7 protein-coding genes are annotated in these 15,488 nt (G+C 74.4%); 4 read left to right on the top strand and 3 right to left on the bottom strand.

Going from position 1 to position 15,488, the window contains the following annotated elements; translation table 11 throughout:
* The first annotated feature begins 5 nt into the window (after positions 1 to 5).
* The 3 genes from ACZ6B8_RS00710 to ACZ6B8_RS00700 all read left to right on the top strand — a co-directional run bounded on the left by ACZ6B8_RS00710 (position 6) and on the right by ACZ6B8_RS00700 (position 12,261).
* The gene (locus ACZ6B8_RS00710; RefSeq protein ID WP_471605850.1) at positions 6 to 1,292 is read left to right on the top strand and encodes an MFS transporter; all 1,287 of its coding nucleotides are present in this window, start codon (positions 6 to 8) and stop codon (positions 1,290 to 1,292) included.
* Entirely contained in the window at positions 1,289 to 4,669 is a 3,381-nt protein-coding gene (locus tag ACZ6B8_RS00705; protein WP_471605849.1) for a type I polyketide synthase, read from the top strand. The genes ACZ6B8_RS00710 and ACZ6B8_RS00705 overlap by 4 nt, the downstream gene beginning before the upstream one ends.
* A gap of 71 nt (positions 4,670 to 4,740) precedes the next feature.
* A complete protein-coding gene (locus ACZ6B8_RS00700; RefSeq protein WP_471606435.1) occupies positions 4,741 to 12,261 on the top strand; it encodes a MupA/Atu3671 family FMN-dependent luciferase-like monooxygenase in 7,521 nt (2,506 codons plus the stop codon).
* Positions 12,262 to 12,373: 112 nt separating this feature from the next.
* Here the strand turns inward: ACZ6B8_RS00700 and ACZ6B8_RS00695 are convergent, their stop codons facing one another.
* Entirely contained in the window at positions 12,374 to 13,105 is a 732-nt protein-coding gene (locus ACZ6B8_RS00695) for a YqeB family protein (RefSeq protein ID WP_471605848.1), read from the bottom strand.
* Between the two features lie 138 nt (positions 13,106 to 13,243).
* Here ACZ6B8_RS00695 and ACZ6B8_RS00690 point away from each other — a divergent pair, with 138 nt between their 5' ends.
* The gene (locus ACZ6B8_RS00690) at positions 13,244 to 14,176 is read left to right on the top strand and encodes an aminoglycoside phosphotransferase family protein (protein WP_471605847.1); all 933 of its coding nucleotides are present in this window, start codon (positions 13,244 to 13,246) and stop codon (positions 14,174 to 14,176) included.
* A gap of 11 nt (positions 14,177 to 14,187) precedes the next feature.
* Here ACZ6B8_RS00690 and ACZ6B8_RS00685 read toward each other — a convergent pair whose 3' ends face one another.
* Together ACZ6B8_RS00685 and ACZ6B8_RS00680 are read right to left on the bottom strand one after the other, a co-directional pair.
* Entirely contained in the window at positions 14,188 to 14,982 is a 795-nt protein-coding gene (locus tag ACZ6B8_RS00685) for an SAM-dependent methyltransferase (protein WP_471605846.1), read from the bottom strand.
* A gap of 19 nt (positions 14,983 to 15,001) precedes the next feature.
* Positions 15,002 to 15,370: a MazG-like family protein gene (locus ACZ6B8_RS00680; RefSeq protein WP_471605845.1), complete on the bottom strand. Its 369-nt coding sequence runs from the start codon at positions 15,368 to 15,370 to the stop codon at positions 15,002 to 15,004.
* Between the last annotated feature and the right edge of the window lie 118 nt (positions 15,371 to 15,488).

The following is a 15,488-nucleotide window of genomic DNA, read 5'->3' as shown; positions in this document are numbered from 1 at the left end:
GACGCTTGATCCACTTTCGCCTGCTCGTCGTGGGTAACGGCGTCTCCGCGTACGGCAGTTACCTCAACATGGTCGCCCTCAACGTCTTCGTCTACGAGGTGACCGACAGCGCGCTGGCCGCGGGACTCTTCATGGCCGTACGCCTGTTGACCAGTGTCGTCTCCGGCTTTGTGAGCGGACGGCTGGTCTCGGCGTACGACCGCAAGAGGTTGATGGTCGGCGCCGATCTGACGCAGTGCGCCGCCATGATAGCGCTGCTGATCGCACCCGAGGCGGGGCGCGCGGGTCTTCTGTACGTGCTGGCCGTGGTGACCGGCTTCTGTTCGACGCTGTCGGGCGTGGCGCTGCGCAGCAGCATCCCGGAGATCGTCGGCGCCGAACTGCGGATGCGCGCCAACTCCCTCCTCGCCACCGGCCGTTCGCTCGCGATGATCGCCGGCTTCGCCTCCGCGGGCGTCGTGGTCGCCCAGCTCGGTTACACCGCCGCCATCTCCCTGGACGCCGCCAGCTTCGCGGTGTCGGCGGGTGTGCTGCTCTCGCTGCCGATCCGTACGCGGGCCGAGGCCAAGGCGGAGGCGGCGGCCGGACCGAACCCCGGTGCGAAGGACGGTGATGCGGGGGGCCGGGCCCGGCGCGGCGGGGCGCTCCTGCTGGTGCGGGCCGCTCCCGTCCTCGCCGTCATGATCGCCCTGCGGGCCGCCGACGGGCTCGGCTCCTCGTCCCACAACGTGGCCCTGCCGGTCTACTCCAGCGACCTCGACCCGTCCCATCCGGCCACGTTCGTCAGCCAGTTCTGGGCCACGTGGGCCATCGGCAACATCGTCATGCAGCAGATCTGCGGGCGGTGGGCCGGTCGCGGCGGACGGCAGGGGCCGGGGGAGCGGGCCTTCGCCGTCGGGGCCTGCGTGATGTCGGCGGCGTTCATCGTGGTCTTCGCCGGGCTGCCGACGGGGGTGGCGGTCGTGGCCGCGCTGGTGGCCGGCATGGCGGACGGCCTCACCGAGGTCGCCTACGTCACCCGGCTCCAGGCCGCGCCCGACGAGGAGCGCGGCAGGCTCTTCGGGCTCTCCGCCTCGGTCGAGAACACCGGCTTCGGCCTCGGGATGCTGGTCAGCGGCGCCCTCCTGGACCGCTTCACACCCCTGCAGGTCGTCGGCCTGCTGCACGGGTTCGCGATCTGTCTGTGCGTGGGGATGTTCGTCGTGCTGGTGCGGCAGGGGCGGAGCGAGGGACCCGGTGAGGGCGAGGACCGGAACCTGGGCAGGAGTCAGAGGGGGAGTGAAGTCCGGTGACCCGTACCGACCGTGACGCCGTCGCCGTCGTCGGCCTCTCCTTCCGGCTGCCCGGCGCCGACACCCCGGAGGAGTTCTGGCGCACGATCCGTGACGGCGCCGACCGCATCCGCCGCTTCACCGACGCCGAACTCGCCGCCGCCGGGGTGCCCGAGGAGGCGTACCGCGCGGACGACTTCGTCGGGGCGAGCGGCGTGCTCGACGACATCGCCGGGTTCGACGCCGGTTTCTTCGGGATGAGCGCGCACGAGGCCCGCATCACCGACCCGCAGCACCGGCTGTTCCTGGAGTGCGTGCACCACGCCCTGGAGAACGCCGGGTACGCGGGCGGGCAGGGCGGCGACCACGAGCGCGGCGGACAGGACGGCGGACAGGACAGCTGTGACGTCGGCGTGTACGCCAGCACCGGCTACCACCTCTACTCCCTCCAGACGTACCTGCAGAACAACGTCCTGGAGGGCGGCATCGCGGACTGGGTCGCCGGACTCCAGGTCACCATCGGCAACTTCACGGACTTCACCGCCAACCGCGCCGCCTACCGCCTCGGTCTGACCGGCCCGGCCGTCAACGTCCAGACGGCGTGCTCCAGTTCGCTGACCGCGGTGTACCTCGCCGCGCAGTCGGTGGTCGCCGGGGAGTGCGACATCGCCGTCGCCGGGGCCGCCGCCCTCCATGTGCCGCAGGTGCTCGGCTACCGGTACGTGAAGGGGTCCATCCTCTCCAAGAGCGGCTGCCTGCGGCCGTTCGACGCCGACGCCGACGGTACGGTCGGCGGCACCGGCGTCGTGGCCGTCGTCCTCAAGCGCCTGGACCGGGCGCTCGCCGACGGCGACCACATCCACGGCGTCATCCGGGGCTGGGGTGTCAACAACGACGGCGCGGGCAAGAAGGCGTTCAGCGCGCCCAGCGCGGACGGCCAGCGGGGAGCCATCCGCCGCGCCCTCACCCGTGCGGGCGTCGACGCGGGCACGGTCGGCTATCTGGAGACGCACGGCACCGGCACGTTCAAGGGCGACCCGATCGAGTTCGCGGGCGCCACCGCCGCGTTCCGCGCCGACACCGACCGCACCGGGTACTGCGCGCTCGGCTCGGTCAAGGCCAACATCGGCCACCTCGACGTGTGTTCGGGCCTGGCGAGCCTCGTCAAGGCGCTCCTCGTCCTGCGGCACGGCGTCATCCCGCCGATGGCCAACTTCCGCCGCCCCAATCCCGCCCTCGACCTCGCCGCGAGCCCCTTCTACATCCCCGACTCCGCGCGCCCGTGGCCGTCGGGCGACCTGCCGCGCCGGGCCTGCGTCAGTTCCTTCGGCGTCGGCGGCACCAATGTCCACGTCGTACTGGAGCAGGCCCCCGAGCCCGCGTCCCCCGCGGCGGCCGACGCCCCGCCGCCCCCGGGGGTCCTGGTGGTCTCGGGTCACACCGAGGCCGCTCTGGCCGACAACGCCGCGGCCCTGCGCGACCATCTGCGCGCCCACCCCGGGATCCGCACCGCGGACCTCGTGACCACGCTGGCCCTCGGCCGGGCCCACCGCAGGCACCGGCTCGCGATACGGGGCGACAGCGTGGCCGCCCTCACCGGCGGCCTGGACGACTGGCTGGCGGGGCCCCGCGCGAGCGGGGCGCCGGGCGGGGCGTCGGGCGCGGTCCCCGGCGCCGGGTTCCTCTTCACCGGGCAGGGCAGCCTCCACCGGGGCGCGGCCCGCGCCCTCCACCGGCGCTTTCCCGTCGTACGCGCAACCCTGGACGCCTGCGAGCGGCACTTCGCCGCCCTCACCGGCGGCGGCACGCTGCTCGACGCGCTCCTCGGGTCCGGCGAGGACGGGCCGGGGGAGCCCGTCGGTGAGACCGCGATCGCGCAGCCCGCGCTCTTCGCGTTGCAGTGCGCGCTCGTCGCCCTGTGGCGGGAGGCCGGGATCGTGCCGGGTGCCGTGGCCGGGCACAGCGTGGGGGAGTACGGGGCGCTGTACGCGGCCGGGGCGCTCTCGGTCGAGGACGGGCTGCGCCTGACGGCGGGACGCGGCGCGCTCATGCGGGGGCGCTGCGCGCCGGGCGCGATGGTCGCGGTCCCGACGGAGCCGTACGAGGCGGAGAAGCTGGCCGCCGAGGTGCCCGGCGTGGAGCTCGCCGTCAGCAACGGCCCGCACAGCCAGGTGCTCGCCGGTCCGGCGACCGCCATGCGCCGGCTGACGGAGCTGCTGGCCGAGCGCGGTGTCCCGGCGCGGGAACTGCCGGTGCGGCACGCCTTCCACACCGCCCTCATGGACCCGGTCCTCGCGGGGGTGCGGGAGCTCGTGGCGGACGTCCGGCCGCGTCCCGTGGAGGTGCCGTTCGTGAGCGGTGTGGACGGGCGCACGCGGCCGGTGGGCTGGGTCCCGGACGCCGACTACTTCGTACGGCAGACCCGCGAGCCCGTGCGATTCGGCGACGCGCTGCGGGAGTTGGGGTCGGCCCACGACGGCGTGGGCGCGCTGGTCGAGATCGGCCCGCACGCGACCCTCAGCGGGCTCGCCCGCCGCGCGCTGCCGGACCGGCCGGCTCTGCCGACGCTGCGGCGCGGCGCCGGCCTGGAACCGCTGTGGGAAGCGGCCGCCGGCCTGTACCGGGCCGGCGCGCCACTGGACTGGCGGCCCTTCATGGGCGGGTCGGGGCGGCGGATCCCGCTGCCCGGCTACCGGTTCCAGCACAAGGACTACTGGACAGGCCCGGGGAACCACCTTCCCCGGCGCGGACAACCCGTACAAGCGGCAAGGGATGAGGCGGAAGTGGCACAGGACGAGGCAGCGGTCGAGCGCGTGCTCCAGCACATCATCAAGGTCACCGCGGCACATCTCAGCTACGACACGAGCGAGATAGCCGAGGACGCCTCCTTCTTCGACCTCGGCGCGGACTCGCTGCAGATGATCGGTGTGCTGCGGGAGTTGGAGGAGGAGCACCGGGTCAAGGTGTCGATGCGGGAGCTCTTCGAGGAGGCCGGGTCGGCGAAGGGGCTCGCGCTGATCATCGTGGAGAAGACGGGCGGCGGCGGGGTACGGGCCGCGGAGCCCGAACCGGCCACGAGGGAGCCGTACGCGGAGCCTTACACGGCACCGGTTGCCGCACCCGTGACGTCTCCCGTCCCGCCTCCGGTGACGCCCTCCGTGCCGGCGCCCCGGGAGCCCGCACCCGCGTACCGCGACCCCGCCCCCACGTACCACGACCCCGCCCCCGCGTACCGTGACCCGGCCCCTGCCCCCACCCCCGCACCTCCCGTCGAGTACGCCACCCGGCGCGAAGTCGACGACCTCGTGCGGCAGGTCCACCAGCTCTCCCAGATGCAGCTCCAACTGATGGGCCAGCTCTCGCAGTTGCTGGCCTCGAACGGGAAGGCCGCACGGTGACCGGGACCGAGTCCGTCAACCGCTCCGTCGACCGTTCCGTCTCCGCGGCCGTCGACGAGGACCTCGCCGCGATGGCCGAGCTGTCGCAGCGCATCTCCCGGCAGATGGGCGCACCGGCGCCGGATCCGGAGCCCTCCGGCCCGGCCCGCGCCGCCCAGCACGGGCCCCGCTTGGAAGTCTCCCGCGGCTCGGGAATGCTCCGCGGCAACGCCTCCGACACGCAGCGGGCCCACCTCGACGACCTGGTGCGGCGCTACACCGCCAAGACGCCCACCTCCAAACGCGTCACCCAGCGCTACCGCCGCGTGCTCGCCGACAGCCGCGCCGCCGTCGGCTTCCGCAGCAGTACGAAGGAGATGCTGTACCCGATCGCGGGGCGGCGCGCGCACGGCTCGTGGCTGGAGGACATCGACGGCAACCGGTACGTCGACATCACCATGGGCTTCGGCGTCCTGCTCTTCGGCCACGAGCCCGCCTTCGTCGCCGAGGCGGTCCGCGAGCACCTCTCGCGCGGCATCCAGCTCGGCCCGCGCACCGTCGAGACCGGCGAGGCCGCCGAACTGCTCGCCGAGCTGACCGGCATGGAGCGCGTCGCGTTCGCCAACTCCGGTACGGAGGCGAACTCCGCGGCCATCCGGCTCGCTCGCGCCGCCACCGGCCGCTCCCGCATCATCACGTTCGAGGGCGCCTACCACGGCCACAACGACAACGTGCTCGGCCGTTCCCCGCGCACCGGCGGCGACGGCCTCACCACCGTGCCGATGTCCGCGGGGATACCGCAGGGCGCCGTCGCCGACCTGCTCGTCCTGCCGTACGGCAGCGAGGAGAGCCTCGACGTCATCGCGCGGCAGGCCGCGGACATCGCGGCGGTCGTGGTGGAGCCGGTGCAGAGCCGCCATCCGTCGCTCCGGCCCGCCGCGTTCGTCCGGCGGCTGCGCGAACTCACCGCGCGCCACGGCATCGTGCTGCTCTTCGACGAGATGCTGACCGGCTTCCGGCCCGCCGCGCGCGGCGCCCAGGAGCTCTACGGCGTCACGCCCGACCTGGCCACCTACGGCAAGCTGCTCGGCGGCGGCTTCCCGATCGGGGCCGTCGCGGGCCGCTCCGACATCATGGACGGCATCGACGGCGGCCACTGGAGTTACGGGGACGACAGTTACCCGGCGGCCGACACCACCTTCTTCGGCGGCACCTACATCCAGCACCCCGTGTCGATGGTCGCCACCCGTGCCGTACTGGCCCACCTCAAGGAGCACAGCCCGCGGCTCCAGGAGCGCCTCAACGCCCGTACGGACGAGCTCGCCGCCACCCTCAACGCCTTCTTCGAGGACGAGGGCTTCGCCCTGAGCATGAGCCACTTCGGCTCGATGTTCCGCTTCGAGCACCGCGCGGACATGGAACTGCTCTACCACCACCTCATGCTGCGCGGCGTCCACGTGTGGGAGTGGCGCAACTTCTTCCTCTCCACCGAACACACCGATGGTGACTGCGAGTTCATCGCGGACGCGGTCAAGGACTCGCTGCGGGAGCTGCGGGCGGCGGGGTTCTCCGTCGGCGGCGCGCGGGCGACGCCACGGGCGGCGAAGGCGCGTGTGCCGGCCCCGGCGGTTCCGGCGCCGACACCGCAAGCTCCGAAGTCGCCAGCGCCGAAGCCGCAGGCCATGGCCTGGAACAGCGCGGCGGCCGCGACCCGCACCGAGCCGAGGCGCGAGCCGGAGCCGCCACGTGCCGCGCAAGCGCAACCGCCCGCACGGCCGGCACCGTCAGCACGGCCGGCACGGCCGTCGCAGCCCTCCCGCACCCTCGACTTCGGCGTCTACTTCTTCGGCGACTACCCGCAGGACGACTCGGCGCCCCGGCACGGCAAGTACGACCACCTCCTGGAGACCGCCCGGTTCGCCGACCGCAACGGCTTCCACTCCCTGTGGATCCCCGAGCGGCACTTCCACTCCTTCGGCGGCCTGTTCCCCAACCCCGTCGTGCTCGCCGCCGCGCTCGCCCGCGAGACCGGCCGCATCCGCATCAACGCGGGCTCCGTGGTGCTGCCGCTGCACGACCCGATCCGCGTCGCCGAAGAGTGGTCGATGGTCGACAACCTCTCCGGCGGCCGCATCGGCATCGGCTGTGCCAGCGGCTGGCACGCCAACGACTTCGTCTTCTTCCCCGAGCGGTTCGGCTCCCACAAGGAGCTGATGTACGAACAGGTCGCCCAGGTACGCCAGTTGTGGCGGGGCGAGCCGGTGCGCCGCGCCACCGGCACCGGCGAGAGCGAGCTGCGGCTCTTCCCCCGCCCGGTGCAGGACGCCCCGCCGATGTACACGGCGGTCGTCGGCAACCCGGCCTCGTACGAACTGGCCGCCCGCCACGACCTGGGCATCGTCACCAACCTCATGACCCAGAGCGTGGAGCAGCTCCACGAGAACGTCGCGCTCTACCGCCGCACCCGCGCCGCCCACGGCCTGGACCCCGACGCGGGCCACGTGGCCGTGCTCCTGCACACCTACCTCGCCGAGGACCACGCGGCGGCACGCGAGGAGGCCCGCGAACCCCTCGCGCGGTACATGCGCTCGTCACTGTCGCTCTTCGGCAACGTCGCGGGCAGCCTCGGCCAGCGGGTCGACATGTCGGCGATGACCGAGGACGACCTGGACGTGGTCTTCCGCCGCGCCTACGACCGCTACTGCGACCAACGGGCCCTCATCGGCAGCCCCGAGAGCGTACGGTCCGTCGCGGACGCCGTGCATGCCGCGGGCGCCGACGAGATCGTCGGTCTCGTCGACTTCGGTGTCGCTCCCGCGGCGCTGCGGGAGGGCCTGGTCCACTTCGACGCGCTGCGCCGCGCGTGCGGGGCGCCCGCGACGGACGTACGGGAAGCGGTCGCCGGGGGCGGCCGGGTGGAGCCCCCGCGGGATCAGGGGGCTCCGCTCTCTCCCGGGCAGCAGCGCGTCTGGTTCCTGGAGCGGATGCTCCCCGGCCGCACCGCGTACAACGAGACCAAGGCCATCGAGCTCGACGGGCCGCTGGACGTCCCCGCGCTGCGCGCCGCCGTGCGCGAGCTCGCCGCCCGGCACGAGCAGCTGCGCAGCGTCTTCTGCGAAGTGGCGGGCCGGCCACGGCAGTTCGCTTCGGCGCCCGGCGAGGTGGACTTCGCCGTCGTCGACGGCACGGGCGCGTACGCGGGTGACGCCGTCGCCGACACCCTCGCGGCCGAGAGCGAGCGCCGCTTCGACCTGGCGGCGGGGCCGCTGTTCGTGACGCGCCTCGTCCGCCTCGGCACCCGTCGGCACGTCCTCGTCCTGTCCCTGCACCACATCGTGATGGACGCCGCGTCGGCCGCCGTGCTCACCCGCGACCTCTCCGCCCTCTACCGCGCGCAGCTGCCGGACGGGCCCCCGGCGGACCTCCCCGTCCTCGCCCGCACCTACGCCGACCACGCCCGCGCCCAGCAGGCCTCGCTCGGCGGGACCAAGGCGGCCGAGGACCTCGCGTACTGGAAGAAGGTGCTCGACGGCGAACTGCCCGTCCTCGCCCTGCCCACCGACCGGCCGCGGCCCGCCGTCATGACCTCGCGCGGCCGCGCCCTGTTCCGCTCGCTCGATCCCGAACTGTCCGACCGTGTACGCCGGTTCGGGCGTGAGCGCCGCAGCACCCTCTTCATGACCCTGCTCACCGGCTACGCGGCGGCCCTGCGCCACGTCACCGGCCAGGACGACCTCGTCATCGGCACCCCGATGTCGGACCGGACGCCGGAGTACGAGGACGTCGTCGGCTTCTTCGTCAACACTCTGGCCCTGCGCCTGGACCTCTCCGGAGACCCGGACTTCGGCACGCTCCTGGACCGGGTGCGCGGGGTCGCCCTGGACGCCTACGACCACGCCGACGTGCCCTTCGAGGCGGTCGTACGGGAACTCGCGCCGCCGCGCGCCCTGGACCGGACGCCGGTCTTCCAGACCCTCGCCGAGTTCGAGACCGGCGACCCGTTCCGCCTCGACCTGCCCGGGGTGCGGGCGACGCCGCTCGACGCGGGTCCCGACAAGGCGCTGACGGATCTCGGCGTGTACTTCACCGACCTGCCCGAGGGCATCCGCTGCCACTTCGAGTACCACACCGACCTCTTCGACGAGGCGACGATCGACGCGTTCTTCGGGACGTTCCGGGACGTCCTCGCGGCGGCGGTCGGGGAGACGACGAGTGCGGCGACGACGGGCGAGGCGGAGGTCGGCGGGACGGCCGGGGAAGCGGCTCCGGCGGCCGTGGTGCCCCGGGCGTGGCGCCGGGGAGCCGTACGGCAGCGGACGAGCAGCACCGTCGACGCGCTGGCGTCGCGCTGGGCCGAGGTCGCCCCGGACCGCACCGCCGTGATCAGCGGCGAAGTGGTGCTGAGCTACCGGGAGTTGACCGAGCGCGCGGAGCGGCTCGCCGCGACCCTGCGCACCGAAGGGGAGACGGCGGAGGATGCGGCGGAGGGCGGCGGACCCGGCCCCGTCGCCCTGTGGCTGCCCCGCGGCACCGACCTGGTCGTCGCCATGCTCGCGGCCCTCAAGGCGGGCCGTGGCTACGTGCCGCTGGACCCCGGCCAGGGCAGGGCGCGGGCCGAGGCGATCCTGGCGGAGAGCGGCGCACGCGTCCTGGTGGTGAGCGGCGAGGGGGGCACGGAAGCCGCGCGGCCCACGCCACGGCCCGGGACCGCCGTGGTCGACATCGGCGCCGTGCACGCCGTTGACACCAGGTCGGCCGCGGCCGTGCAGCCCGCCCCCTCCCACGGCTCCGACTCCCTGTGCTTCGCCGTCTACACCTCCGGCAGCACCGGCGTGCCCAAGGGCGTTGCCGTCCCGCACCGGGCCGTGGTGGATCTGTGCCAGTGGCACCACGAGCGGTTCGGGTTCACCGCCGACGACCGTGCCGCCGCCGTCTGCAGCCAGGGCTTCGACGCCGCCGTGCTGGAGATCTGGCCGGCCCTGACGGCGGGCGCCACCGTCGTCGTGGCCGACGACACGGTCCGCAAGGACCCCGCGGCACTGGCCCGTTGGTACGCCGAGCACCGCATCGGCTTCTCCATCCTGCCGACCGCCCTCGGCGAGGCGGTCCTCGCCCTCCCCGAGCGCCAACAGCCGCCGCTGCGGCACCTGTTGCTCGGCGGCGACGTGCTGCGCACCCGCCCGCGCCCCGGCGCCCCGTACGAGACGGTGAACGTGTACGGGCCCACCGAGGTGACGGTGCTGTGCACGGCGCAGACGGTGCCGGCGCGGGAACCGGGCGCCGACGCCTCAGCCACTGCCACCGCCTCAGCCACCGACACCGCCTCCGCCGCCCCGATCCCGATCGGCCGGCCCGTGGACAACGTCACGCTCCGGGTCCTCGACGCGCGAGGCCGCGAGGTGCCCGTCGGCGAGGTGGGGGAGCTGTACGTCGGCGGGCCCGGCGTGGCCACCGGATACCTGGGCCGCCCGGACCTGACGGCGGAGCGCTTCGTCGACGACCCGCTGGGCGCCGAAGGGCGCATGTACCGCACCGGGGACCTGGTGTGCTGGACCGGCGACGGGGCGCTGGAGTTCCGGGGGCGGGCCGACGACCAGGTGAAGATCCGTGGCCACCGCGTCGAGCCCGAGGAGGCCTCCCGGGCCCTCGGCGCTCTGGCGGGCGTCCGCGAGGCACTCGTCCTGGCCCGCCGCGACCGGCGCGGCGAGGCGTTCCTCGCCGCGTACGTGGTGCCGTCGGCGACCGGCGGGGAATCGGGGCAGGAACTCGCCGACCGGCTGACGGCACAGCTGGCGGCGCGGCTGCCCGGGCAACTGGTGCCGCACGCCTGGACCGTGCTGCCCGCGCTCCCGCTGTCCGCCAACGGCAAGGTGGACCGGGCCGCGCTGCCCGCTCCGTCCCTGGTCACGTCGACGTCCCTGGTCACCTCGACGGCGCCGGCGCCCCCGGAAGCCACCGAGCGGACGCGTCCGGCGGTGCGTGACGTCGAGGAACGGCTGCGGCGGCTGTGGGCCGAGGAGTTCGAGGTCGAGGTGGCGGCGATCGCCGACGACGCCTCCTTCTTCGAGCTGGGCGGACACTCCCTCACGGCGGTCCGGCTGGCGAACGGCGTACGGGAGGAGTTCGGCACGGAGTACCCGATCGCCCGCTTCTATGAGGAGCCGGGCCTGCGGGCCATGGCGGCGTACCTGGTCGGGGACCTCGAAGAGGCGTCCGGGGTGTCGGAGAAGTCCGGGGCGACCCGGGTGGGCGAGGCCCAGGCCGGCGACGGGGATACGGCCGGCCGGACACCCGCCGCCGACGTCGTCGCCCGCGCCCCCGTCACCGCCCAGCAGAACGCCTTCATCACCCGCCACCGCACCCACCCCCGCCCGCAGATCTACAACGTGGCCATGCGGATCACCCTGACGGGAGCCCTCGACGTACCGGCCCTGCGCGCCGCGCTCGACGGACTCGTCGCCCGGCACGAGGCGTTGCGCACCCGCTTCGTGGCGGACGGCGACGAGTGGTGGCAGGAGGCGCTGCGGCCCCGGCCGGTGCCGCTGCCGGGGGAGGACCTCGTCGCGCGCCTCGGCTCGGCGGCCGCCGCCGAGGAGGAGGCGGAGCGCGTGGCCGCGCAGGCGGCGGCCGTCCCCTTCGACATCGAGGCCGAACTCGCCCCGGTGCTGCGCCTGTTGCGCACGGGGCAGGACCGGTGGGTGCTGCTCTTCGTCCTGCACCACGCGACCTGCGACGGCTGGTCCGTCAGCGTCCTGCTGCGGGAGCTGGCCGCGCTGTACCGGGCGGAGGTCACCGGCGTGCCGCACACCCTGCCGGGCCGGGTCCCGCAGCCCGGCGAGTACGCGCGCTGGCAGCGTGAGCACGACCGCGGCCAGGACGGGAGCAGGCTGGTCGACCACTGGGCGCGCGCCTTGGCGGGCGCGTCCTTCGGCCTGCCGCTGCCGCTGGACCGGCCGCGCCCCGAGGAGCTGAGCGGGGCGGGCGACGTGGTGCTGTTCACCGTGGGCCGGGCCGCGCGCGCCGATGTCGAGGAGCTGGCGCGCCGGCACCGCACGACACCCTTCGTGGTGACGGCGGCCGCGCTGGCGCGGCTGGTCGCCGAGGTGGGCGACGCGCCGGACGTCGTGCTCGGCATCTCCCACGCCAACCGGGAGCGGCGCGAGTTCGAGGCGCTCGCGGCGTGCACGGTGTCGTCGTTCACGCTGCGGATCCGCGGCGACGCGGCCGCCTCGTTCGGCGCGCTGGTGGACCAGGTGGCGCGCACCGCGGTCGACGCCCTCGACCACGCGGCTCCGCTGCGCGCGGTGGCGGCGGAGGTGGGCGCGGTGCTCGGCACCGAGGTGCCCGACCGGCTGCCGCTCGGTTTCCAGTACCAGAGTTCGCTGCGGACGGAGGTCGACCTGCCGGGCGTGACCACGGCGGTCGAGGACCTCGCGGTGCCGGGGGCGCGCTCCGAGTTCAACCTCGGTCTGATCCCCACGGGTGACGTGCTCGGCGGCTATCTGGAGTTCTCGACCGACCTCTGGGACCGCGACACGGTCGAGAAGTGGACGGACGCGTACGTCGAGTTGCTGGCGAGGGAGGTGGGGGAGGCGCTGCGGGGCGGGGAGTGAGGGCCCTCCGGGCGGCAGGGGTGATGTGAGGCGCGCAGGGGGCGTGCGGAGCGGGTGTGAGGGCGGCCCGGGCCGCCGCCCTCCGCACGCCCGGGGCAGTCGGCGGCGCGCATCACCCTCCGGTGAGCGGCCGCCAATACTGCTCCGCTCCTTCGTCCCGTACGACGAAACCGAGCCCCCGCACCGTCTCCACCAAGTCCCGCGCGTCCTTCGGCGCCTTCCGCCGCAGCGCGGCCTTGCGTGCCGCGAGGAGCGCGTGGACCTCGGCGGGCAGGTCGGGGGTGCCCGGGATCCAGCGGCGGAACCGGTCGGCGTGCGGGTCGGTGGCGTGCCAGGGGTAGCCGTGGGCGCGGAAGGCGGCGGCGAGCGCGGCGGCGCGTGCGCCGGGCTCGCCGCGCGTGAGTTCGCCCGAGTCCCTGCCCAGCAGGACCAGGTGCTTGCCGTCGAGGAACACGGCCGAGACGTCGGCCCGTTCGAAGGCCCGCGTACGGTCGTTCCGCTCGACGCGCACCCGCTCGTCGGTCACCGTCAGCTTCATCGTCTCGGTGAGCGCCACGAAGGCCAGGACGAGCCCGGCTACGAGCCCGACGGCCATGACGAGCGCGGTCTGCCACGGCCCGTCGAACCGCCCGACGAACTCGACGCCGTCCCGCCACGGCAGCACCGGCGACCCGGACGCCCAGCGGGCGAAGCGCGGCAGCGCGAGCCCGAGCAGCAGCCCGAGCACCGGCAGCCCGCCGAACAACAGCAGCAGATCACCCCGCGGATGCCCGAGCTCCGTCGCCGTGGCGCCGGCCTCGCCGTTGGTCCTGCTACCCGTCTCGCTGAGCTCGCTGCCCGGCATCCCATGGACTCCGTTCCACCCCGTGACGCCGGCCACCGCCGCTCGCCTGTCCCCCCGACGCTAGGAGCCGCCCGCCACCCCGTGCAGCCGCCGAAAGTCGCTCGCCGCCCTACTTCGGTAGCGGATACGGTGCCGGTCATGCTGCCCGAGGTGACCACGGACGAGGAGTGGGACCGTGTCGTCGGCGACGAGGCGATCATGCGGCCCGCCGTCGAGGACCTGTGCGCCCGGCTCGGCCTCACGGGTGCGCCCCTGGCCCGCTTCCCCGCGGGCTCCCAGCCCGTCTACGCCGTCGGCGACGCGCACGTGCTCAAGCTCTTCCCCGGCGCCGCGGCCGGGGACGGCATCGCCGAGGCCCGCGTACTGCGCCACCTGGAGGGCCGCCTCCCGCTCGCCACGCCCCGGGTGCACGACGCGGGACCGTACGAGAACGGCTGGCGCCACATCCTGATGTCCCGGCTGCCGGGCGAGGACCTCGCCGTCGCCTGGCCCGGCATCCCGCGCGCCGACCGGGAACGGATCGTCGCCGAGGCCGCCGAGACCCTCGCCGCGCTGCACGCGCTCGACCCCGCGCCGCTCGCCGACGCCCTCGGCCCCGCCGACTGGAGCGTGTTCGTCGCCGAGCGGCGCGCGGGGGTAGTGGCGCGGCAGCGCGCCCTGGGGCTCGCGGAGCACTGGCTGGCGCAGATCCCCGCCTTCCTCGACGCGGCCCCGCCGTCCGGCACCGACCTCCTGGCCCAACCCGTCCTGCTGCACACGGAGTTCATGCGGGAGCATCTCCTCGTCGAGCCGGGCGCGGGCCGGCGGCTCACCGGGCTCCTCGACTTCGAACCCGCCATGATCGGAGATCGGGCCTACGACTTCGTGGCCGTCGGCCTCTACGTCACCCGCGCCGAGCCGGGCCTGTTCGACCTCTTCACGAAGGAGTACGGCCGGACCTTCGATCCGTGCCGGCTCCTCGCGTACACCCTGCTCCACGTGTACAGCAATCTCTCCCGCTACCTGCGGGAACTGCCCGCGCCGCCCGAACCGACCCTCGGTGCGCTCGCCGGGACCTGGTTCGGGCGGTAGCCACGCCGTACTCAGCTCACCGGCACCAGCGTCAGATACGCGATGCCGAGCACCCCGCGGTAGCCGCGCAGCCAGGACGTGCGCTGGGCGTCCACGCGCTCGCGGGTCTCCTCGGCCAGCGGATGGCCGGGGTGCGCGGCGAGCCACTCCTCCACGTCGGAGCGGTAGCCCGACTCGAACTCCTCCCACTCCTCCGCGCTCGCCGTCTCCACCCACTGCGGGCGGAACCCGGCCTCGATCGCCGCGTCCACCAGATCCCCCAGGTACAGGTGCTCCCCGGCGTCGGCGTCCGGCCACATCCCGGCGAGTTCCCGCGCGGTCGGCTCGCGCTGCCAGAAGCCCTCGGCGAGCAGGACGCGGCCGCCCGGGTTCACCAGGCGGCGCAGCACGTGCAGCGCCTCGACGGTCGCCCGGGGCGGCGGCGCGGAGCTGAGGGCGTGGCTGGCGCTGAGGCACATCACCAGGTCGGCGGGCCCGCGCGCGGTGTCCGTCGCCGACTCCTCGGCGAAGACGGCCCGGGCGCCGAGCCCGCGCTCCTTCGCCGCCGTGCGGCCGCGCTCGATGTCCTCGGCCTTCAGGTCGACGCCGACACCGGTGGCCTCCGGTACGGACTCCAGGACGCGGAGCAGCAACTCGCCCCAGCCGCAGCCGAGATCGAGCACGGTGCGGGGGCCGGCCGCCGCCAGCCGGTCGACGATGCGCTGCGCACGGGCCTCGGAGAGCGGGCCGTGGAAGGTGAGGCGGGTGAGGCGGGGCGGGCCGTCGGAGGGGGCGGGCGCGTCCGGGGAAGGGGTGGAGTCGGTCATGACGGGCGAGGCTATGTCGTCAACCCGCCGGGGGCGACACGATTTTGGCGCGGGCGTCGACGTGACGCAGGTGGGCGGCGAGGACGGCGGGTGCGTCCGGGGTGAGGGTGCGCAGGGCGACCATGGCGGTGACGATGACGTCGCAGAGCTCGGACCGCACGTCGTCCCAGGTGTGGGTGGTGCCCTTGCGGGGGTTCTGCCCGGTGGCGCCGATGACCGCCTGCGCGACCTCGCCGACCTCCTCCGAGAGCTTCAACATCCGCAGGAGCAAGGCCTCTTGGGGTTCCCGTCGGTTGTGGGAGTCGAGCCACGCGTGCAGCCGGTCGACGGTGTCCCACGGATCCTGGCGGGCCGCCTCCTCGGGTGTGCCCTGCTGAGCGTCGTCCATGAGCCGCAGCCTGCCATGGCGGGGGCCCACGGGGCGAGACGGCGGCGGACGCCGGACCGGTGCGACCGTGTGCCCCCCGGGACAGAGTGTCGCGTCCACCTCTCACTCTCACCCGCAC

This window comes from Streptomyces sp. NPDC041122 (assembly GCF_055592445.1).
The sequence above is the reverse complement of the archived record's forward strand: the minus strand, read 5'-3'. Positions and strand labels throughout refer to the sequence as shown.

Coding starts and splice junctions, on each gene's coding strand:
- ACZ6B8_RS00700 (WP_471606435.1), top strand. CDS start 4,741: ATGGCCGAGCTGTCGCAGCGCATCTCCCGGCAGATGGGCGCACCGGCG.
- ACZ6B8_RS00680 (WP_471605845.1), bottom strand. CDS start 15,370: ATGGACGACGCTCAGCAGGGCACACCCGAGGAGGCGGCCCGCCAGGAT.
- ACZ6B8_RS00685 (WP_471605846.1), bottom strand. CDS start 14,982: ATGACCGACTCCACCCCTTCCCCGGACGCGCCCGCCCCCTCCGACGGC.
- ACZ6B8_RS00695 (WP_471605848.1), bottom strand. CDS start 13,105: ATGCCGGGCAGCGAGCTCAGCGAGACGGGTAGCAGGACCAACGGCGAG.
- ACZ6B8_RS00690 (WP_471605847.1), top strand. CDS start 13,244: ATGCTGCCCGAGGTGACCACGGACGAGGAGTGGGACCGTGTCGTCGGC.